Consider the following 21,593-nt stretch of genomic DNA (forward strand, 5'->3'; position numbering starts at 1 on the left):
TTTTTATCTCTATTATCTATTCAAACTCCAACTCCACCGCGCTTTCACCGAGCAATGTCACAAGTTCGGTCAGCAATTCATCGGTTGGATTGACCGACCATTGCACGCCCATTTTGACTAAGGCTCTGCCTTGTGGGCTTTGGTAATAAATATGCACCGGCAGGGAATTGCCGCTGTAAGGCTGTAAAATCCGTTTAAATTGCTTAATGAATTGCGGTGTGATTTGTTCTTGAGACAGGCAAATCGCAAGGCTTTTCGCATAACGTGCACGCGCTTCATCAATCGTCATCAAATCCCGCACAGACATACGTAAGCCTTGTGAAAAGTCGTCAAAACTGACCTGCCCTGACACCACGATCACCGTGTCTTTTTGCAGTTTCTCACCGAATTTATCTAGCGCTTCGCCAAACAACGTTAAATCTAAACGACCGGAACGGTCATCAATGGTGGCAATGCCGATGTGGTTGCCTTTTTTGGTGACGGCAATACGCGTATTTACTACCAAACCGCTGGCAGTACTCATTTGTCCGCGATAATTCGGCGTCAACTCTTTCAGACGCATTGGGCTGTAATGAGACAATTCTTTCAAATAACGACTCACCGGATGACTGCTGAGATACAGTCCGAGGGTTTCCCGTTCACCGTCTAAAATCGTCTTTTCCGTCCAAGGGGCAATGTTGGCATAAGAATGTTCCACTTCCTCGTTGGTTTCTGTCAACACGCCGAACATATCCGTCTGCCCTAAAGCCTCGTCTTTGGCATGTTGATCGGAGGCACGTAGTGCATCTTCCAAATTTTGTTGTAACGCCGCACGATGTGGCCCAAGTTTATCGAAAGCACCGGATTTAATCAGGCTTTCAAACGTACGTCGATTGATTTTCTTTAAATCCACGCGGGCACATAAATCAAACAAGTTTTTGAAAATACCGTCTTTCTCACGAGCTTCTACCAAGGCTGCAATCGGCCCTTCACCCACGCCTTTAATCGCACCGATACCATACACAATTTCGCCGTTTTCATTGACGCTAAAATGATGTTTTCCGGTGTTAATGTCCGGCGGTACCACCTTTAAGCCCATGCGCATACATTCGTCATACAAGCCAACGATTTTGTCGGTGTTATCCATTTCCGAAGTCATGACTGCCGCCATGAATTCGGCAGGATAGTGTGCTTTCAACCACAGGGTTTGATAGGACACTAAAGCATAGGCGGCAGAGTGCGATTTGTTAAAACCATAGCCCGCAAATTTTTCCACCAAATCGAAGATCTTCATGGAAAGATCGCCGTCTATGCCATTTTTAATCGCGCCTTCTTCAAACACAGAACGCTGCTTCGCCATTTCTTCCGGTTTTTTCTTACCCATCGCACGACGCAATAAGTCTGCGCCACCCAACGTATAACCCGCCAAGACTTGAGCAATTTGCATGACCTGCTCTTGATACAAAATAATGCCGTAGGTTGGCTCTAAAATCGGTTTAAGGGATTCATGTTGATAGTTGGCATCCGGATAAGACACTTCTTCGCGCCCGTGTTTACGGTCGATAAAGTTATCCACCATGCCTGATTGCAATGGGCCCGGTCGGAACAAGGCTACCAACGCGATAATATCTTCAAAGCAGTCCGGCTTGAGGCGCTTAATCAAATCCTTCATACCACGCGACTCCAACTGGAACACCGCCGTGGTTTCGGCATTAAGCAACACTTCAAAAGATTGGTGATCATCCAATGGAATGGCGTTGATATCTACCAACGGTTTGCCTTCTTTTTCCATGCGAGCGTTAATCATATCCAGCGCCCATTTGATGATGGTTAAGGTACGTAAGCCTAAGAAGTCAAACTTCACCAAACCCGCATATTCCACGTCGTTTTTATCGAAGTGAGTGACCGGATGTTTCCCTTCCGAATCGCAATACAGCGGCGAGAAATCGGTAATTAACGTCGGCGAAATTACCACTCCACCGGCATGCTTACCGGCATTTCGAGTGACACCTTCCAGCTTGCGTGCCATGTCAATAATGGCGCGGACTTCTTCGTCGGCATCGTAAATTTCTTGTAGCTTCGGTTCCGCTTCAAACGCTTTGGCAAGTGTCATGCCGGGATCCGGTGGCACTAATTTAGAAATGCGATCCACAAAGCCATAAGGTTGTCCCAGTACGCGCCCCACATCGCGAATCACCGCTTTTGCCGCCATGGTACCGAACGTAATAATTTGCGACACCGCACCACGTCCATACATTTCGGCAACGTGTTCAATCACGCGGTCGCGTCCGTCCATACAGAAATCCACGTCAAAGTCAGGCATGGAAACCCGTTCCGGATTAAGGAAACGCTCAAAAAGCAAATCGAATTCTAACGGATCCAAATCAGTAATTTTTAACGCATACGCCACCAAAGACCCTGCACCGGACCCCCGCCCTGGCCCCACCGGAATATCGTTATCTTTTGACCATTGGATAAACTCCATCACGATCAAAAAGTAACCCGGGAACCCCATTTGGTTGATTACATCCAGTTCCACCTGCAAGCGTTCATCATATTCCGGGCGACGCGCTGCACGCTCGTTTTCATCAGGGAATAACACCTTAAGGCGCTCTTCCAAGCCCTCTTTGGCACGTTTCACAAGGTAATCTTCGGTGCTTAAATCACCGGTTGGAAATTTAGGTAAGAAATATTCGCCCAATCGAATGGTGACATTACAGCGTTGTGCAATCAGTAGCGTGTTCTCCAGTGCGCTCGGCACATCGGCAAACAAATCACACATTTCTTGTTCGGAACGGAAATATTGTTGGCCAGTATAATTTTTAGGACGTTTCGGGTCATCTAATGTGAAACCGTCATGAATCGCCACGCGAATTTCATGGGCTTCAAAATCATCAGCCTGTAAAAAGCATACATCATTGGTCGCCACCACGGGCAACTGTTCACGTTCGGCCAGTTCTAACGCGGCTTGAATATAACGTTCTTCATCGGGACGACCGGTGCGGGTGAGGGTAAGATAAAAATGATCAGGGAAAAATTCGTGGTAAAAATCCACCGCACTTTTAAGTTCATCAGTATTGCTACGCAGTAATTTTTTACCTACATCGCCATTGACGCCGCCGGATAAAACAATCACCCCAGCACGATGTTCCACCAGCCATTGCTGATCGATATATGGCACATCCGAATAACCGCGTTCATAAGCTTTAGAAAGCAACAACGTGATATTTTTGTAGCCTTCGTTATTTTTTGCCAATAAAGTTAAACGGAATCTTTCCTCCCCACACAGTTCGCTTTGTACCAGCACATCCGCCCCGATAATCGGCTTCACGCCGGAAGATAATGCCTCACCATAAAACCGGACCAAGCCACAGAAATTCGTGAAGTCCGTTAGCCCCATCGCCACCATGTTATTTTCCACGCAAGCTTTCACCAACGGTTTCACTTTGGCGATACCGTCAATCATGGAAAAATCACTGTGAACCTGCAAATGAACAAAACGTGGCGGTGACATAAACATCCTTAAAATAACAAAAAGTGCGGTCAAAAAATCCAACGGATTTTGAGCATTGGCTTAACCTATGGGGGCGAAGTTATGGTGCATAATTTTAGCGGTATTTTGCCGAGAATTATAGGGATAATTTGACAAGGTACATTAACCCAATAAATCCCCATAAAACGCAGTTTTATTGCTAGAGTTTTGAGCCTCAATCCGCTATATTAGCGCACAACTGTTAGCTGACTTTGGATTTTTAACCATGGATCTCAATTTTCATTTTATTCACCGTGTGCGTAGCCAAGCCAAAACGTTGGCAAATCGCACCGCACTTCGTTACTTCAAAGACAACAATTGGTTGTCTATTTCTTGGTCAGAGTTACAACAACAAATTGACCAAATTTCATTAGCGTTATTAGCAAATCATATTGATATTCAAGATAAAATTGGCATTTTCTCGCATAATATGCCGCGTTGGACGATCACCGACATCGGTACATTGCAAGTGCGTGCCGTCACCGTGCCGATTTATGCCACGAACACGGCAAAACAAGCGCAATTTATTATTAATAATGCGGATATGAAGATCATTTTTGTGGGGGATCAAGAACAATATGATCAGGTCATCGACATTGCTGAGGAATGCCCGACATTGCAGAAAATCGTGGCAATGAAAAACACCATTCATTTGCATGAACACGCCAAAGCCTGCCACTGGCAAGAATTTATTGATATGGCGGACGAGCAATATCAGGCGGAATTACAACAACGGTTGGATAGCAAGTGCTTAGAGGATTTATTTACGCTGATTTACACCTCCGGTACCACCGGCGAGCCGAAAGGCGTGATGTTGGATTACGCGAATTTAGCGCACCAACTCAACGCACACGATCAGGCATTAAAAGTGGATGATACCGATGTCTCTCTTTCCTTCTTGCCCTTATCGCATATTTTTGAGCGCGCTTGGGTGGCTTATGTGCTCCATCGTGGTGCCACCAACTGTTATATTGAAGACACCAATCAAGTGCGGTCGGCTTTAACGGAGATTCGTCCGACGTTAATGTGTGCCGTGCCGCGTTTTTACGAAAAAATTTATACGGCTATTTTAGATAAAGTCCATAATGCGCCAAAACTTCGCCAACGTATTTTTCATTGGGCGATGGACGTTGGGCATCAGCATTTCGATGCCCTTGCCAAAGGACAAAAGATCGGCTTTTTATTAAAACAACAGTATGCCCTCGCCAATAAGCTAGTACTTGGCAAATTACGTGCGCTACTTGGTGGACGCATTCGCATGATGCCTTGCGGCGGTGCTAAATTAGAACCGACGATCGGGTTATTTTTCCACAGCATCGGCTTGAACATTAAGCTGGGTTACGGCATGACAGAAACCACCGCGACCATCTCATGTTGGGATGATTTTCACTTTAACGCCAATTCCATCGGCAGTTTAATGCCGGGCGCAGAAGTCAAAATCGGTGAAAATAACGAAATCCTTGTACGCGGCGGTATGGTCATGAAAGGCTATTACAAAAAACCGCAGGAAACCGCCGATGCTTTCACTGCAGATGGTTTCTTAAAAACCGGTGATGCAGGCGAATTTGATGCCGAGGGGAATTTATACATCACCGACCGTATTAAAGAATTAATGAAAACCTCCAACGGCAAATACATTGCACCCCAAGTGTTGGAAAGCAAAATCGGCAAAGACAAATTCATCGAACAAATCGCGGTCATTGCTGATGCCAAAAAATACGTTTCCGCCCTTATCGTGCCTTGCTATGCTGCTCTTGAGGAATATGCCAAACAGGTCAACATCAAATATCAAGATCGTTTAGAGTTGCTCAAAAATTCTGAGATTTTGCAAATGCTAGAACAGCGAATCAATGAATTACAAAAAGAACTTGCAGGTTGGGAACAAATCAAACGTTTCACGTTGTTGCCTCAGGCATTCAGCACGCAGCTGGAAGAAATTACCCCCACGCTAAAATTACGTCGAAAAGTCATTCTGCAACGCTATAAAGAGCAGATTGAAGCGATGTATAGTTAGCAAGTATTATCAATAATGTTTTCCTATACTTGTAAAAATATTAACCTAAAAAACTCATAAAGTTTACCTTCTTTTGAGTTTTCAATAATCTTAAAAACAATATAAACTACCTCAGTTGTTGAACTACTTATTTTGGTATAATAACTAATATGTCCTACATACTTCTATTGCTATTTTCCATGGCGGCCATTATTTTTATTATTAACTCTCACTACCGCTGGACTTATTTATTTTCTATCGCATTGTTTCTCTTTTTCTTTAGTTCAATGTTTACCATTTCCGGTCAGTGGCAACGAGGATTAAATTTTGCTTCTGTGCTTTTTGTTATTTTAATGCTGTTTCATCGGTTAAAAATCCATTATTACAAACAGCCTTTACTTATTTCTGACTTTTTATTAATTCTAGATTGGCGAAACTGGGAAACACTAATTCATTACAAAAGCGCAATCTTGGCGATTTTGGGGTTAATAGGTTTATTCACTTACGCGATTTTAGGATGGGCAGATGCGGAAACTCTACCTACGTTCTGGCGAATAGCTGCATTCTGTCTCACTGTTAATACATTTTGGCTAATGTGGCACTATTCTAAACATCCAGAGGCAACTAAAGTCTGGGTGGATTCACTACCTGATGATGGTAGAGACGTATTTCTAAACTTACCTATGTCCTGCAGAGGAGTATTTTTTAAAGTGCCTGAATTCACTGGCAATGGACAAAGATTTCATGAAAAAATGACCTCACTCTCAATACCAAAGCCAAATATCTGCCACCAAAAACCAGATATTGTTGTATGTTTACAAGAATCTACGCTAAATCCACATCAATTTGAACTAGAGCAGCAATCTATTCCATCATTGTCTATGTTTGAAAAACAACAGGATACGGTCTTTATGAGCCCATTACGAGTACATACCTTAGGTGGGGCTACTTGGAAATCCGAATTTGCATTTCTTGCTGGAATTCCCTCTACAGATTTTGGTGCTCTAGCCAATGGTGTGTTTTATTCTGTTGTGCCACATTTACAATCTGGGTTGATACATAATCTAAGAATGCAAGGTTATTTTTGTGTCGCATTATCCCCTTTTACTAAAGGAAATTATAATGCAAAATCCGCATACGACAATTTTGGTTTTGATCTTATGCTACAACCTCAGGATCTAGGTTATCCTGCTCCATTGGGCAAAAATTTATGGCATATCGGTAGCGATGAGATGTTAAAATATACTCAAATGATTTTGCAAAAACAACATCCGTCTTTAGCGCATATTCAGCAACCAATGTTTGTTTATGTGCTTACAATGAAAGAGCATGGTCCTTACCACACAAACACCCCAAATCATTTTAAAATTTCAGCAAAGAGATTAAGTGATAAAACCATAGCCAGCTTAAATGATTATGCTCAACGTATTATTGCACTCAATGAGGCGACAGAAACCTTTAATATCTACTTAAAGAAACGTGAATTACCTTATGTATTTGCATATTTTGGTGATCACCAAGTTGCTTTCGATAACTGTTTACCTCCTAAAAAGGGGGGATATACTAACCCTGATTATGTCACTCAGCTTATCGTTAGAAGCAATCTAAAAACTGAATTTATACAACGACAAACCTTTTTAGATCTTGCTTTCATGGGTGGATTGCTATTAGAGATAGCTGGCTTAGAAGCCAAAGATGATTTTATGCGCGCTAATATCGCAATGAGGGAACTAAATGAAGGTAAACTTGAAGACAGCCAAGATATAGCTGCTGTTAATGATTATAAACACTACATCTACCAGTGTTTAAAGATTGCTCAATAATTTTGAAGGAACCTTACGGTTCCTTTTCATTTATCATTCTTATATTAAAAATAAATCTCCATATCAATAAGTTTTTAATCACATAAAAGATCTCTCTCACCTATATCACTACACTAATCAAAATAAAAAAACACTACATATTGTGTGTTGAATTTAAAAAAATATCTATATATAGTATTACCAACTTTAATTACACACTATAGGTGGCTAACATGGGGACATTTTTCGTCATAAAGCGTGATGGTTCACGCATCGGGTTTGAAATTCAACGCATTATTAATGCCATTAAAAAAGCAGCGCAAGCGGTGGATATTCAAGATGAACGCTTTTGTCATGACATTGCACAAAAAGTCAGCAATGACATTTTCGCGCATCATCAACAAGAAATTGATATTAGCCACATTCAAAAGATTGTCGAAAATCACCTGATGGCAAGCCAATACCCACAAATTGCGCGCGCTTATATTGAATACCGTCATGAGCGTGATATGGCACGTGAAAAACGCAGTCAATTAACAAAGGAAATCGAAGGGCTGATTGAACAAAGCAACGTGGAATTGCTCAACGAAAATGCCAATAAAGATGCCAAAGTGATCCCGACACAGCGGGATTTATTGGCCGGTATCGTGGCGAAACATTATGCCAAACGATACATTTTGCCGCGTGATGTTGTGGAAGCCCATGAAAAAGGGGAAATCCATTATCACGATTTGGATTATTCCCCATTTTTCCCAATGTTTAACTGTATGTTAGTCGATTTAAAAGGCATGTTGACCCGTGGTTTTAAAATGGGAAATGCAGAAATCGAACCGCCAAAATCGATCTGTACCGCAACCGCTGTCACCGCCCAAATCATCGCCCAAGTGGCTAGCCATATTTACGGCGGCACCACCATTAACCGCATTGATGAAGTGCTTTCGCCTTATGTGCAGTTAAGCTATGAAAAACACCTCAAAAATGCAGAGCAATGGAACATTCCAGATACGCAAGGATATGCGCAAGCCTTGATTGAAAAAGAATGTTTCGATGCCTTCCAATCCTTGGAATATGAAGTAAACACCTTACATACTGCCAACGGACAAACCCCCTTTGTCACCTTTGGTTTTGGCTTAGGTACAAGCTGGCAAGCTCGTTTGATTCAAAAATCCATTTTACAAAATCGAATTCGTGGCTTAGGCAAAAACCACAAAACACCTGTGTTCCCGAAACTGGTCTTTACTCAACGTAAAGGGGTGAATTTAGAGCCAAACGATCCGAATTACGACATCAAACAGCTTGCGTTGGAATGCGCCAGCAAACGGATGTATCCGGATATTCTGAATTACGACCAAGTCGTCAAAGTCACGGGATCCTTTAAAGCACCAATGGGCTGCCGCAGTTTCTTGGGCGCTTACGAAGAGGATGGCGAACAAATCCATGACGGACGTAACAACCTCGGCGTAGTAAGCCTCAATTTGCCTCGTATTGCCATTGAAGCCAAAGGCGATGAAAAACGTTTCTATGAAATATTGGAGCAACGCTTGGCTTTGGCGAAAAAAGCCTTAATGACTCGTATTGCCCGCTTGGAACACACCAAAGCCCGCGTAGCACCAATTCTCTACATGGAAGGTGCCTGTGGCGTGCGTTTGAAAGCAGACGATAACGTGGCACAAATCTTCAAAAATGGCCGCGCCTCCATTTCCCTTGGCTACATCGGCATTCACGAAACCATCAATGCGTTGTATCACCAAGGGCATATTTACGATGACGAAATGCTGCGAGAAAAAGGCCGTGCTATCGTGGAACACTTAAGCAACGCGGTTAAACAATGGCGTGCTGAAACGGGCTACGCCTTCAGTTTATACTCCACCCCAAGTGAAAATCTGTGCGACCGTTTCTGCCGCCTTGACACCAAACAGTTCGGCGTGATCGATGGCGTGACCGACAAAGGCTACTACACCAACAGCTATCACTTGGACGTAGAGAAAAAAGTGAACCCGTACGACAAGTTAGACTTTGAAATGGTGTATCCGCCATTGGCTAACGGTGGTTTCATTTGCTACGGTGAATACCCGAACATTCAACATAACTTAAAAGCGTTGGAAGACGTATGGAATTACAGCTACGACCGCGTGCCTTACTACGGGACCAACACGCCAATCGACGAATGTTATGAATGTGGTTTCACCGGTGAATTTGAATGTACCAGCAAAGGTTTCACCTGCCCGAAATGCGGCAACCACGACAGTGAAAAAGTTTCTGTCACCCGCCGTGTCTGCGGCTACCTCGGCAGCCCGGATGCCCGTCCATTTAATGCGGGGAAACAGGAGGAAGTTAAGCGTCGGGTTAAACACATGTAATCTTAAGGCGTTGCCAAATCTCCCCTAACCCCTCTTTGCTAAAGAGGGGGATTTTAGGCGCATTATCACGATAAAGTGCGGTCATTTTTGGAAGATTTTCAGTCAAAAACATGAAAAAATCTGACCGCACTTTTGCAACGCTCAAATAAAATGGGATTCCCGTATAAGACGCCTGAGCGGCTTGCCATTTTTAGGCAATTTTCGTCTGTTTGAGCGTAGCGAGTTCGAAAATTGCCGTAAAGAAAATGGCAATCAAGCGAAGAACAGCGGCTTATCCGGGTGCACTTTTCTTTGCTTACTTTCTTTTGTGCAAGCAAAAGAAAGTGAGTCGCCATCGGCGAAACCCGATATTTAAAAAAGCGAATTTGATTTAAACAAAACGAAAATGAACTACCTCCAATACTATCCCGTCGATATCGTCAATGGCGAAGGCACGCGTTGTACGCTGTTTGTCAGCGGCTGCACTCACGGCTGTAAGGGGTGCTACAACCAAAAAAGCTGGTCGTTTAGCGCCGGGGTGCCCTTTGGTAGTGAAATGGAAGAACAAATTCTCAAGGATCTCAAAGACACCCGTATTAAACGCCAAGGTTTGACTCTCTCCGGCGGTGACCCTTTGCACCCGAGAAACGTAGAAGCGCTGTTGCCTTTGGTTCAACGGGTAAAACGAGAATGTCCCGATAAAGACATTTGGGTTTGGACAGGTTACAAATTAGAAGAGTTGGATGAATATCAACGTCAAATGCTGCCTTATATTGATGTGCTCATTGATGGTAAGTTTATTCAAGAACAGGCGGACCCAAGCTTGGTTTGGCGCGGTTCGGCAAATCAGATCATTCATCGTTTTAAGATTTAATGCCTGCATAAAAGTGCGGTGTTTTTTTAAGCAAATTTTCTGAGGCTATTTTGCCAAATTGTCTCGGCAATCATCTCCGGCGTTTCACGTCTTAATTCACACAATACCTTAAAAACCTGTAGCACTCTTTCCGGGCGATTTGGTTGACCTTGAAAACCGAATACCGGCATATCGGGCGAATCCGTTTCGAGTAATAAAGCATGAAGTGGCAATTTCGCGATAGTTTGACGGGTTTTATTGGCACGCTCATAGGTAATCGTGCCGCCTACACCAATAGAATAGCCCAAATCTACAAAGCGTTTTGCCTGATCGTAGCTGCCTGCAAAACCATGCACGACGCCACGTTTCGGCACCTCAATGCGTTTAAGAAAAGAAAACAGTTGATCGTGCGACTTGCGGGAATGCATGTTCACCGGCAAATCGTGCTTTTTTGCCAAATACAGTTGCGCTTCAAAAAAATCGCATTGCTTGCGCCATAGTTCATCGGTTAATAATTCCGGTACGGCACGTTCCAAACCGATTTCCGCCACGGCAGTGCAATTTGGCGAACACGTTGCTAACGCCTGTTCCAATAAATCCAAATCCTGCGCTTGGTGTTCTTTGATATACAAGGGATGTAACCCCAAGCCGTAATACAAATGTTCAGGATAAAGTGCGGTCATTTTTTCAATCGTTTTGAAATCCCGCTGTAACACGGCGACAATCAAGATCTTTTGCACGCCAGCTATCTGCGCATTTTGCATAAGCTGCGCCAACGGCTCACCGGTGAACTGCTGTAAATAATCAAGATGAGTATGGGTGTCAAAAAAGGAATACATATCAATCTAAAAAAATCAGGCAACTCAATGAGTTGCCCATAGTCTTATTCGTCAACGGTAACAGAGGTAATTACCACATCTTCGTTCGGTACGTCTTGGTGGAAACCTTTATTGCCGGTTTTCACACCTTTGATTTTGTCCACCACATCCATACCTTCAACAACTTCACCGAATACTGCGTAGCCCCACTCTTGCACCACTTCTTTGCCAAACATTTCTTTTGAACGGTAATCCAAGAAAGTGTTATCCGCCACGTTAATGAAGAATTGTGCCGTCGCCGAATGCGGATCGGAAGTACGCGCCATGGCGATGGTGCCGCGCTTGTTGCTTAAACGATTGTTGGCTTCATTTTTAATCGGTGCGTTAGTCGCTTTCTCGCGCATACCGCTTTCCATGCCGCCGCCTTGAATCATAAAACCATCAATCACGCGGTGGAAAATTGTGTTATCATAAAACCCATTTTTACAATAAGTTAAGAAGTTTTCTGCCGTTACCGGTGCTTTCTCATGATTTAAGGCAATTTTAATGTCGCCGAAATTAGTGTGTAGTGTAATCATTGTGCTTTTCCTATACGAATTAAAGAGCGTCATTATTCCATAATCCGCCCCAAATCGCCATAAAGTGCGGTGCGTTTTCAAAAAGATTTGGACCCCAATATGTTAAAACTTTTCAATACCCTCACTCGCGAAAAAGAAATTTTTAAACCGATTCATGCAGGCAAAATCGGCATGTATGTTTGCGGCGTGACCGTTTATGATCTCTGCCATATCGGGCACGGCCGTACCTTTGTGTGTTTTGATGTTGTCGCGCGTTACTTACGCTATTTAGGCTATGATTTAACCTATGTACGCAACATCACTGACGTGGACGACAAAATCATTAAACGCGCCTTAGAAAACAAAGAAACTTGCAATCAATTAGTCGATCGCATGGTCGTAGAAATGTATAAAGATTTTGACGCTTTGAACATTTTGCGTCCGGATTTTGAGCCACGCGCAACCCATCATATTCCTGAAATTATTGCCCTTGTTGAAAAACTGATTCAGCGCAGACATGCTTATGTGGCAGAAAACGGCGATGTGATGTTTGACGTAGAAAGTTTCAAAGAATATGGCAAATTGTCCCGCCAAGATTTAGAACAATTACAAGCGGGCGCGCGTATTGAAATCAATGAAATCAAGAAAAATCCAATGGATTTCGTGTTGTGGAAAATGTCCAAACCAAACGAACCAAGTTGGGATTCGCCTTGGGGCAAAGGCCGCCCGGGCTGGCACATTGAATGTTCCGCCATGAACAGCAAACAACTTGGCGAGCATTTTGACATTCACGGTGGCGGCTCCGACCTGATGTTCCCGCACCACGAAAACGAAATTGCTCAATCTTGCTGCGCTCACGGTAACCAGTATGTGAACTACTGGCTGCATTCCGGCATGATCATGGTGGATAAAGAAAAAATGTCGAAATCCCTCGGCAACTTCTTCACGATTCGCGATGTATTAAGTCACTACGATGCGGAAAGCGTGCGCTACTTCTTGCTAAGTGCCCACTACCGTAGCCAATTAAATTACAGCGAAGAAAACCTCAATCTCGCCCACGGTGCCTTGGAACGCCTCTACACCGCATTGCGTGGTACCGATAAAAGTGCGGTGGCTTTTGGCGGTGAAAATTTTGTGGACACGTTCCGCGAGGCGATGGACGACGACTTCAATACGCCAAACGCCCTTTCCGTACTATTTGAAATGGCGCGCGAATTGAACAAACTGAAAACCGAAGATAGGGAAAAAGCCAACGGACTTGCTGCACGCTTACGCGAACTTGCCGGCATTCTCGGTTTGCTCCAACTCGATCCGGAACAATTCCTACAAGCCGGCTCTGATGATGACGAAGTCGCCAAAATTGAAGGGCTTATCAAACAACGCAACGAAGCCCGCGCCGCCAAAGACTGGCCTGCTGCTGATGCGGCACGCAACGCCTTAACCCAAATGGGCATTATGTTAGAAGACGGCCCGAACGGTACCACTTGGCGGAAACAATAAGCCGGCAAGTTAGAAAACAAAAAGGAAAGTGAATCGCTCACTTTCCTTTTTTATTATTGCATGCCATAAAGTGCGGTTAGTTCTGGTAACGTTTTTCACCTTGAAAAACAACCGTACTTTTCCGTTTATTTCACTACACCACCGCTTGCTTGCAAATCAGCGTGGTAAGAAGAACGTACGAACGGACCACAAGCCGCATGTTCAAAGCCCATGGCTTGTGCTTTTTCGCGGAACATATCAAATTCTGCCGGCGGAACATAACGCGCTACCGGTAAATGGTGGCGACTTGGTTGCAAATATTGTCCGAGAGTCAACATGGTTACACCATGGTCGCGTAAATCCTGCATGACCTCTAAAATTTCTTCGTTTGTTTCGCCTAACCCCACCATTAAACCGGATTTGGTCGGAATATGTGGGAACATGGCTTTAAAGTCTTTCAGTAAACGCAAAGACCATTCGTAATCGGCGCCTGGGCGGATTTCACGGTATAAACGTGGCACGTTTTCTAGGTTGTGGTTAAACACATCCGGCGGATTGTCTTTTAATTTTTCCAACGCCAATTCAATGCGTCCGCGGAAATCCGGTACCAAAATTTCAATTTTAATGTTCGGGTTTAAGGCACGAATTTCTCGCACACAATCGGCAAAATGCCCTGCACCACGATCGGGTAAGTCATCACGGTCAACGGAAGTAATCACCACATACCGTAATTTCATGTCCTGAATGGTTTCTGCCAATTTACGCGGTTCTTCCGGATCCGGTGGTAATGGTTTGCCGTGCGCGACATCGCAGAACGGACAACGACGGGTACAAATTGCCCCAAGAATCATAAAGGTTGCCGTGCCGTGATTGAAACATTCATGTAAGTTAGGGCAAGAGGCTTCTTCGCATACAGAATGCAAGCCATGACGACGCATACCGGATTTAATGCTTTGAATACGGGCTCCGTTTGCCGGAATTTTGATTTTCATCCATTCCGGTTTTTTCAGTAGCTCTTGCTCAGGATCGATATTTTTCACTGGGATAATGGAGGTTTTAGCTGCATCGCGATATTTAACACCGCGCTCCATTTTAAAAGGTGTTCCCATTGATATTCCTTAATTTTTTATGAAGATAATGAGATGAAATGCTGTTTATTGATGTTAACAAGTTGTTACATTATACCCTAACTGCTCGGCGAAATGCTTAACTAATTGTGGTGAAACCTTGTCGCAATCCGCGTCTTGAGCTGGAATGAAGTCTGCCAGCTGGCACATTTCTAATCCGGCATAACCACAAGGGTTAATTTGATAAAAAGGGCTTAAGTCCATGTTGATATTAAACGCTAAACCGTGAAATGAACGCCCATGTCGAATGCGCAAGCCAAGGGAACAAATTTTCTTGCCATCAATGTATACCCCTGGCGCATCCGGTTTTGGATAGCCTTCAATACCATAATCCGCTAGCGTTCTTACAACTGATTGCTCAAGTGCGGTGACTAATTGGCGCACATTTAAATTTTCATGGCGCTTCACATCAATCAGCACATACATAATTTGCTGACCTAAACCGTGATACGTAATCTGCCCACCACGATCCGATTGCACCACAGGAATAGCGCTTTGCTGCAACAAATGCTCCGGTTTGCCGGCCTGACCTTGAGTAAATACCGACGGATGTTGCACCAACCAAATTTCATCAGTGGTATCTTCCGTACGATTATCGGTAAACGACTGCATCTCGTGCCAAACGCTCTCGTAATCACGAATGCCAAGCTGACGTACAATTAATTTGGGTTGCATGATGATTTCCTAAAAACGCTATAAAAAATAACCGCACTTTGGTGATTACAACACCATTCTCACGCCGTTGATTTCTGCTAACTCTTTGTAGAGTTTCTCGATTTGTTCAATATTTTCGGCACGCACGTTAATGGATACCGAATGATAAGTGCCTTTGCCACTTTCTTTGGTACTCGGCGTATAATCGCCTTTAATGGTTTTATGAACCGTTTGAACCACATCATCTATTAAATCCGGGCGAGCAGCTCCCACCACTTTAAAAGTAAAATCACAAGGAAACTCAAGAAGATCTTTTAATTTTTTATCATGTGCAAGGTCGGTTAAATTTACCGTTTTTTTATCGTTCATTTGTCTTTTCCTAAAAAATTTAACCGCACTTTTATAAAAAGTACGGTCGGTTTTCGAAATGTTTTTTAAAGATTAACTAAAGAGGCTTTTAACCGTGAGTACTAACCAGTCCCAGATTTTACCGAAAATACCGCCCTCTTTGACTTCTTGCATAACTTGCAAATTCACGCTGGCTATGTCTTTACCATCAAGTTGATAGACCACTTTGCCAACGACTTGACCTTTTGCTAATGGTGCTTCGAGGTATTTTTTCTCTAATTCATAATGGGCTTTTAACTCACTACTTTTGCCTTTCGGAATAGTAATGAACGCATCCTGTAACACGCCTAACTGAATGTTACTTTCATCACCATAATAAACCCGTTGTTCAGAAATAGATTTGCCAGCCTCAAAGGTTTTAAAGGTTTCAAAATTAGCAAAGCCCCATTGTAATAATTTTTTGCTTTCCATTTCGCGGCCTTTGTAGGTTGGCACCCCCATCACGACGGAAATCAAACGCATATTATTTGGATTGGTAGCAGAGGCGACAAGGTTATAGCCAGCTTTATCTGTGTGACCGGTTTTCATGCCATCCACATGAATGGTTTTATCCCACAATAAGCCGTTACGGTTCGGTTGCTTGATTTTATTAAAGGTAAAATCTTTTTCTGCATAAATTTTATATTCTTCCGGTAAATCACGAATAATATGCGCACCAATAATTGCCATATCCCGAGCAGAAGAATATTGATTTTCATCATCCAAGCCATGAACAGTTGTGAAATGAGTGTTCTTTAAACCAAATTGTTCTACATATTTGTTCATGGTCGCAACGAAGTTCGTCACCGTGCCGGAAACATGCTCTGCCATCGCCACACAAGCATCATTACCGGATACGATGACAATCCCTCTATTCAAATCAGCAACAGAAACTTGTTGGTTTAAGTTTAAAAACATTTTAGATGAGCCAGGGAAATTTTGCCCCCAGGCGCTTTCACCGATCGTGACCACATCCGTATCATGAATTTTACCTTGTTTTAATGCTTGCCCCGTTACATAACTGGTCATCATTTTCGTTAATGACGCGGGATATTGGCGCTGATCCGGATTTAACGCCGCCAATACAGCACCTGAGTTATAGTCCATTAAAATATAGGTTTGCGCATTAATTTCCGGTACGGCAATATTAAATTGAATATCGTCTGCCACTGCGCTAAACGATGCGCCCAACGCGCCTGCAATTAATGCAATTTTTGTGTGTTTTACTACTTTATTAAACATAAGATTGAACATCCTAACATCATGTAACGGTTATTTATTATAAGAATACACAACTAGCGGTTCAGAATGATTTAATCGCTTTAATTGTGTTTTCAAATCAGTCACTTGAGCCTTCGAGTTTAACGGCCCCAAATGAATATTATACTTCTGCCCATTCGCGGCAATTTCCGCTTTAATATTCTTTAACGCAAGTTGATTAATCACCTCTTCAGCATGTTTTTTGCTGGCTAAATTAATCATTCTCAACTCGTAACTTTCATCTTGAATATGAGGTACTTTAACGTTTTGTAATGCTTCCTTATCAATATCAAGATCGTCCACCGGCAAACGCTTTAAAGACTCATCATTGTTGCTGTTTTTTACCAATGTAGAAGCGCCAGCCCCGGAAAGTTCGCCTTTTGAATCGACATGTAACGCCTCAATCTTTACCATGCCCATGCCACTGCCGATAATACCGATTTCTTTTGCGGCAGCATGGGACAAATCAATAATACGCTCTTTAGAAAAAGGACCGCGGTCATTAATACGCACAATAACCTTACGTTGGTTACTCATATTCGTTACAACTGCGTAGGAATTCAGTGGTAAGGTTTTATGCGCGGCGGTAAACAAAGTAGAGTTATAGGGCTCTCCACTGGTAGTGCGACGTCCATTAAATTTATTATGGTAATAACTGGCAACACCTTCTTTACTATAATCCTTCGCATCCTGATGCGTTCTTGTTGTGTAAACCTCCCCTTTCACTTGGTAGGTTTGCGTTGTGTTAGAAAGAGGACGATACGTTAACTTTGGCCCTTCTACGCCATAAAGCTTTTTCGTTTCTGCTTGCACGGAAAGTGCGGTCAAAAATGAAAATAAAATAAAAACATATTTTACAGTTTGCTTTAAGTTCATTAAATTTCTCCCTCTCTGCAGAGATGACTATTAAGAAAACTGAAAACTTAATTAGTTCCCTTCAGAAAGTGTTCTTTGTGAGTATGGACCGACATGATCAAGCCAAAGCCCGCCATAATTGCTACATAAGATGTGCCGCCATAACTCACCAATGGCAAAGGCACGCCCACCACAGGCAAAATACCACTCACCATCCCAATATTAACAAAGACATAAACGAAGAAAATTAACGTTAATGCCCCAACTAAAATACGCCCAAATGCGGTTGGTGCGCTGACGCCAATCATTAAACCGCGAGCAATAATAAACAAATAAATGGCTAATAAAATCAAGAAACCGATCATGCCATATTCTTCACTTAATACCGCGAAGATAAAATCCGTATGAGGTTCAGGTAAAAATTCCAATTGGGATTGCGTGCCTTGCATCCAACCTTTACCCCATGTACCGCCGGAACCGATAGCAATCTTAGATTGCCAAATATGATACCCCGCACCCAATAAATCCTTTTCCGGATCAAACAAGGTTAAGACTCGGGTACGTTGATAATCGTGCATTAAATAAAACCACATAATAGGCAAAAATGCTGCCAAGGAGAGAACTGCCGCTAAAATCAACCACCAGCTCATGCCGGCTAAAAATACCACAAATAGGCCTGAGCCGCTAACCAAAATTGCAGTACCTAAATCCGGTTGAATCGCCACCAACAGCGTTGGAACAAGAATAATCGCCAACGCAATCATGGTTTCCTTTATCTTGATCGGTTGCGGTCGACTCCCTAAATATACCGCCACCATCAACGGCACTGCCAGTTTGACGATTTCAGAGGGTTGAAATCGTACAACCCCCAAGTCTAACCAACGTTGTGCCCCTTTACTGGTTGTCCCGATCAGATCCACTAAAACAAGCATGACGATACCAAGTGCAAATAAATAAGGCGCAATTCGCTGATAAAATTTAGGTGGAAATTGTGCCATCAGCAGCATAACGGCAAAACCAAGCCCAACCTGTACAATACGGTTATGAAACATCGCCTCATTTGCACCGGATGCACTATACAATACCAACATACCATAACCGGTAATGACGACGAGCCCGATAAACAACCACAAATCAATATGCAAACGACGCCATAATTCCAACCAAATATTACGATCATTCATTTTCATTTGGTGCCCCCGGCATTGTTGGCATTAACATTTCTTCCGTCGTTTGTCCGTTACTTTGCTTAAAATAATAGTCCATAATTTTTCTAACGACCGGCGCCGCATTACTGGAACCCCCGCCCGCATTTTCCAAAATCATTGCTACCACGATTTGTGGCTTATCATAAGGCGCAAAAGCGGTAAACCAAGCATGGTCATGTAATTCTTTTTTTAACGCTCCGGCGTTATAGCTCTGATTCTCTTTTAAACTGAACACCTGCGCCGTTCCCGATTTACCCGCTACACGATAAGGCGTTCCGGCAAATGCTTTACGCCCGGTTCCTGCTGCAGAATTCACAACGTTATACATACCGCGCTTGGCCACATCCCAATAGTATTGTTTTGGTTCGGTAATATCTTCATATAGCAACGGATCTTTATAAGGCTCGACTACCGCCCCCTCAATACTTTTCATTAAATGCGGTGTATTAACTTTACCGTTATTCACTAACACGCTCGTGGCTTTTGCTAATTGTAAAGGGGTTGCCGTCCAGTAGCCTTGCCCGATTCCCACAGAAATCGTATCGCCTTGTACCCACGGTTTTTTGTAGCGTTTTTGTTTCCACTCTCGGGTCGGCATATTCGCAGCAGTTTCTTCCTGAATATCAATACCGGTCGGCACACCAAAACCAAACCGTTTCATCCAATCAGACAAGCGATCAATCCCCATGTTATAGGCGGTTTGATAAAAATAGGTATCGGAAGATTCGGTAATGGCTTTATTTAAATCCGTCATGCCATGCCCGCCTTTACGCCAATCACGAAAACGTTTCGTGGTATTCGGCAAAACCCAATAACCGGGATCAGAAATCGTCATTTCCGGTGTGATCACATTTTCCTGCAACGCCGATACCGCAATGAATGGTTTCACCGTAGATGCCGGTGGATAAGCCCCTTGTGTCACACGGCTGTATAAGGGACGGTTTGGATCGTTTAACAAACGACGATAATCCTCACCGGAAATGCCATCTACAAACAGATTATTATCGTAACTCGGTACGGACACCATGGCTAAAATGCTACTGTCTCTCGAATCCATCACCACGACGGCACCTTTTTGACCTGCCAATAGATCGGTAACATAAAGTTGCAAATTCAAATCAATGGTCAAATGAATACTTTTTCCTGCCACTGCCGGCTGTTCGCGTAATTTACGAATCACTTTGCCACGGCTATTTACTTCTACTTCTTCAAAACCGGTCGTGCCGTGTAATGCTTCCTCATAATAGCGTTCAATGCCTAACTTGCCTAAATCATGGGTGCCGGCATAGTTAGCTAACTTTTCCTCTTTCTTTAAACGCTCTACATCACGATCATTAATCTTCGACACATAGCCCAAAATATGGGTCAACGGCTCGCCATAGAGATAATGTCGTTTAAAATAAGGCTTCACATCCAAACTTGGGAAATTATATTGATTCACCGAAAAACGGGCGATTTGTTCTTCTGTTAGATTTGGTTTCAACAAAATTGGCGTATAGCGCGAAGAACGTTGACGCTCTTTTTTGAAATTCTCAATATCCGTATCCGTTAAACCAACCAATACTTTCAATTCCTCAAAAGTGCGGTCTAAATTCTCCACTTTTTCCGGCACAATATATAACCCAAAGAAGGTCAAATTTTCTGCCAATAAGTGACCGTTACGATCGTAAATCAGCCCGCGTGTAGGCGGCAATGGCAACAATTTAATGCGGTTTCCGTTAGAGCGGGTTTGATAGCTGTCGTAATTGACCACCTGTAAACCATAGAGATTCAACACTAAAATTGCTGACAAAGCCAAAACGCCGATAAATGACACCAAAGCGCGACGGGCAAATAAATTGCGCTCGGCTTTTTTATCACGAATCGGATCGTATTGTGGCTGAGACAGTAATTTTTTTAAGTTCATTTATTCTCGATGATAAGGATGATTAGTGGTTAATGACCAGGCACGGTATAAGCTTTCTGCCACCACTACGCGCACTAGCGGATGTGGCAAGGTTAAAGGCGATAACGACCAACTTTGTTCAGCGGCCATCTTACATTCAGGTGAAAGCCCTTCCGGTCCGCCGATAAGTAAACAGACATCGCGTCCGTCATTTTTCCAACCTTCCAGCTGTTGCGCTAATTGTTCGGTCGTCCACGGTTTACCGGGAATATCCAATGTCACGATTTTGCCCTTTCCGGCCGCTGTCAACATAGCTTTGCCTTCCTGTTCTAAAATCCGTTTAATGTCGGCATTCTTGCCCCGTTTACCGGCAGGAATCTCGATCAATTCAAAAGGCATGTCTTTGGGAAAGCGACGTTGGTATTCCTCGAATCCCGTGGTCACCCACGCCGGCATTTTGGTTCCAACGGCAATTAACTGAATTTTCATCCTCGCTCCTCAAAAAACATCGTAAAAAACGACCGCACTTTATGCCTTATGCCCAAAGTTTTTCTAATTGATACATCTCGCGGCTTTCTGCCTGCATGATATGCACGATAGCCTCGCCTAAATCGACAACGACCCAATCGGCCGTTTCTTTGCCTTCATCGCCAAACACATCAATGCCGGCAAGCTTACATTCGGTGATTAATTTCTGCGCCAAAGAAGACACGTGACGAGAAGAGGTTCCCGTGCAAAGAATCATGGTATCGGTGATGGACGATTTTCCTTTCACGTTTAACGGCAGAATATCAGTGGCTTTTAAATCATCTAACTTATTCACCACGAAATCGACTAATGACATTATTTTTCCTCAATTGACAAA

General features: G+C 43.3%; 17 protein-coding genes. 5 read left to right on the top strand and 12 right to left on the bottom strand.

Annotated elements, in window-relative coordinates; translation table 11 throughout:
• Positions 1-16: 16 nt before the first annotated feature.
• A complete protein-coding gene (dnaE, locus tag LQ983_RS03610; protein ID WP_230621686.1) occupies positions 17-3,493 on the bottom strand; it encodes a DNA polymerase III subunit alpha in 3,477 nt (1,158 codons plus the stop codon).
• Positions 3,494-3,737: 244 nt separating this feature from the next.
• Here dnaE and LQ983_RS03615 point away from each other — a divergent pair, with 244 nt between their 5' ends.
• The 4 genes from LQ983_RS03615 to nrdG all read left to right on the top strand — a co-directional run bounded on the left by LQ983_RS03615 (position 3,738) and on the right by nrdG (position 10,519).
• Complete coding sequence (locus LQ983_RS03615; protein ID WP_230621688.1) at positions 3,738-5,525, top strand: long-chain fatty acid--CoA ligase; 1,788 nt, start codon at positions 3,738-3,740, stop codon at positions 5,523-5,525.
• Between the two features lie 149 nt (positions 5,526-5,674).
• Positions 5,675-7,327: a sulfatase-like hydrolase/transferase gene (locus LQ983_RS03620; RefSeq protein WP_230621690.1), complete on the top strand. Its 1,653-nt coding sequence runs from the start codon at positions 5,675-5,677 to the stop codon at positions 7,325-7,327.
• 212 nt (positions 7,328-7,539) lie between these two features.
• Entirely contained in the window at positions 7,540-9,666 is a 2,127-nt protein-coding gene (gene nrdD / locus LQ983_RS03625; RefSeq protein ID WP_230621691.1) for an anaerobic ribonucleoside-triphosphate reductase, read from the top strand.
• Between the two features lie 385 nt (positions 9,667-10,051).
• On the top strand, positions 10,052-10,519 hold the full coding sequence (gene nrdG / locus LQ983_RS03630; RefSeq protein ID WP_111295771.1) for an anaerobic ribonucleoside-triphosphate reductase-activating protein: 468 nt from the start codon (positions 10,052-10,054) through the stop codon (positions 10,517-10,519).
• Positions 10,520-10,545: 26 nt separating this feature from the next.
• On the opposite strand, the gene LQ983_RS03635 is transcribed toward nrdG, so the two are convergent.
• Together LQ983_RS03635 and LQ983_RS03640 are read right to left on the bottom strand one after the other, a co-directional pair.
• Positions 10,546-11,337 carry a TatD family hydrolase gene (locus tag LQ983_RS03635; protein ID WP_230621698.1) on the bottom strand — a complete coding sequence of 264 codons (792 nt, stop codon included), beginning with the start codon at positions 11,335-11,337 and terminating at the stop codon, positions 10,546-10,548.
• Between the two features lie 44 nt (positions 11,338-11,381).
• Positions 11,382-11,894 carry a peptidylprolyl isomerase gene (locus tag LQ983_RS03640; RefSeq protein ID WP_109103932.1) on the bottom strand — a complete coding sequence of 171 codons (513 nt, stop codon included), beginning with the start codon at positions 11,892-11,894 and terminating at the stop codon, positions 11,382-11,384.
• Between the two features lie 99 nt (positions 11,895-11,993).
• Between LQ983_RS03640 and cysS the strand changes: the two genes are divergently transcribed.
• Positions 11,994-13,373, top strand: a complete 1,380-nt coding sequence (cysS, locus tag LQ983_RS03645; RefSeq protein ID WP_230621700.1) for a cysteine--tRNA ligase — start codon at positions 11,994-11,996, stop codon at positions 13,371-13,373.
• 125 nt (positions 13,374-13,498) lie between these two features.
• On the opposite strand, the gene lipA is transcribed toward cysS, so the two are convergent.
• The 9 genes from lipA to rsfS all read right to left on the bottom strand — a co-directional run bounded on the left by lipA (position 13,499) and on the right by rsfS (position 21,572).
• On the bottom strand, positions 13,499-14,461 hold the full coding sequence (gene lipA / locus LQ983_RS03650; RefSeq protein WP_230621701.1) for a lipoyl synthase: 963 nt from the start codon (positions 14,459-14,461) through the stop codon (positions 13,499-13,501).
• A 54-nt stretch (positions 14,462-14,515) separates the two neighbouring features.
• Positions 14,516-15,154: a lipoyl(octanoyl) transferase LipB gene (lipB, locus tag LQ983_RS03655; protein WP_230621705.1), complete on the bottom strand. Its 639-nt coding sequence runs from the start codon at positions 15,152-15,154 to the stop codon at positions 14,516-14,518.
• A gap of 45 nt (positions 15,155-15,199) precedes the next feature.
• A complete protein-coding gene (ybeD, locus tag LQ983_RS03660; RefSeq protein WP_230621707.1) occupies positions 15,200-15,502 on the bottom strand; it encodes a DUF493 family protein YbeD in 303 nt (100 codons plus the stop codon).
• Between the two features lie 72 nt (positions 15,503-15,574).
• Complete coding sequence (locus LQ983_RS03665) at positions 15,575-16,762, bottom strand: serine hydrolase (protein WP_230621708.1); 1,188 nt, start codon at positions 16,760-16,762, stop codon at positions 15,575-15,577.
• Positions 16,763-16,792: 30 nt separating this feature from the next.
• The gene (locus LQ983_RS03670) at positions 16,793-17,656 is read right to left on the bottom strand and encodes a septal ring lytic transglycosylase RlpA family protein (protein ID WP_111295757.1); all 864 of its coding nucleotides are present in this window, start codon (positions 17,654-17,656) and stop codon (positions 16,793-16,795) included.
• 47 nt (positions 17,657-17,703) lie between these two features.
• On the bottom strand, positions 17,704-18,825 hold the full coding sequence (gene rodA, locus LQ983_RS03675; protein ID WP_370636628.1) for a rod shape-determining protein RodA: 1,122 nt from the start codon (positions 18,823-18,825) through the stop codon (positions 17,704-17,706).
• Positions 18,812-20,749 (bottom strand): penicillin-binding protein 2, encoded by a 1,938-nt coding sequence (gene mrdA, locus LQ983_RS03680; RefSeq protein ID WP_230621710.1) that lies wholly within the window; start codon positions 20,747-20,749, stop codon positions 18,812-18,814. Before mrdA ends, rodA begins: the two co-directional genes overlap by 14 nt.
• Complete coding sequence (gene rlmH, locus LQ983_RS03685) at positions 20,750-21,217, bottom strand: 23S rRNA (pseudouridine(1915)-N(3))-methyltransferase RlmH (protein ID WP_230621711.1); 468 nt, start codon at positions 21,215-21,217, stop codon at positions 20,750-20,752.
• Between the two features lie 46 nt (positions 21,218-21,263).
• Positions 21,264-21,572 (bottom strand): ribosome silencing factor, encoded by a 309-nt coding sequence (gene rsfS, locus LQ983_RS03690; protein WP_230621712.1) that lies wholly within the window; start codon positions 21,570-21,572, stop codon positions 21,264-21,266.
• Positions 21,573-21,593 lie beyond the last annotated feature (21 nt).

The organism is Aggregatibacter sp. Marseille-P9115 (genome assembly GCF_920939465.1).
Taxonomy (GTDB): domain Bacteria; phylum Pseudomonadota; class Gammaproteobacteria; order Enterobacterales; family Pasteurellaceae; genus Aggregatibacter; species Aggregatibacter segnis_B.

Bases quoted from the DNA above. Each gene is read 5' to 3' on its own strand.
- LQ983_RS03615 (WP_230621688.1), top strand. From the start codon at position 3,738: ATGGATCTCAATTTTCATTTTATTCACCGTGTGCGTAGCCAAGCCAAA.
- lipA (WP_230621701.1), bottom strand. From the start codon at position 14,461: ATGGGAACACCTTTTAAAATGGAGCGCGGTGTTAAATATCGCGATGCA.
- LQ983_RS03665 (WP_230621708.1), bottom strand. From the start codon at position 16,762: ATGTTTAATAAAGTAGTAAAACACACAAAAATTGCATTAATTGCAGGC.
- lipB (WP_230621705.1), bottom strand. From the start codon at position 15,154: ATGCAACCCAAATTAATTGTACGTCAGCTTGGCATTCGTGATTACGAG.
- nrdD (WP_230621691.1), top strand. From the start codon at position 7,540: ATGGGGACATTTTTCGTCATAAAGCGTGATGGTTCACGCATCGGGTTT.
- dnaE (WP_230621686.1), bottom strand. From the start codon at position 3,493: ATGTCACCGCCACGTTTTGTTCATTTGCAGGTTCACAGTGATTTTTCC.
- cysS (WP_230621700.1), top strand. From the start codon at position 11,994: ATGTTAAAACTTTTCAATACCCTCACTCGCGAAAAAGAAATTTTTAAA.
- mrdA (WP_230621710.1), bottom strand. From the start codon at position 20,749: ATGAACTTAAAAAAATTACTGTCTCAGCCACAATACGATCCGATTCGT.
- LQ983_RS03640 (WP_109103932.1), bottom strand. From the start codon at position 11,894: ATGATTACACTACACACTAATTTCGGCGACATTAAAATTGCCTTAAAT.
- rlmH (WP_230621711.1), bottom strand. From the start codon at position 21,217: ATGAAAATTCAGTTAATTGCCGTTGGAACCAAAATGCCGGCGTGGGTG.
- rsfS (WP_230621712.1), bottom strand. From the start codon at position 21,572: ATGTCATTAGTCGATTTCGTGGTGAATAAGTTAGATGATTTAAAAGCC.
- LQ983_RS03670 (WP_111295757.1), bottom strand. From the start codon at position 17,656: ATGAACTTAAAGCAAACTGTAAAATATGTTTTTATTTTATTTTCATTT.
- LQ983_RS03635 (WP_230621698.1), bottom strand. From the start codon at position 11,337: ATGTATTCCTTTTTTGACACCCATACTCATCTTGATTATTTACAGCAG.
- rodA (WP_370636628.1), bottom strand. From the start codon at position 18,825: ATGAAAATGAATGATCGTAATATTTGGTTGGAATTATGGCGTCGTTTG.
- LQ983_RS03620 (WP_230621690.1), top strand. From the start codon at position 5,675: ATGTCCTACATACTTCTATTGCTATTTTCCATGGCGGCCATTATTTTT.
- nrdG (WP_111295771.1), top strand. From the start codon at position 10,052: ATGAACTACCTCCAATACTATCCCGTCGATATCGTCAATGGCGAAGGC.
- ybeD (WP_230621707.1), bottom strand. From the start codon at position 15,502: ATGAACGATAAAAAAACGGTAAATTTAACCGACCTTGCACATGATAAA.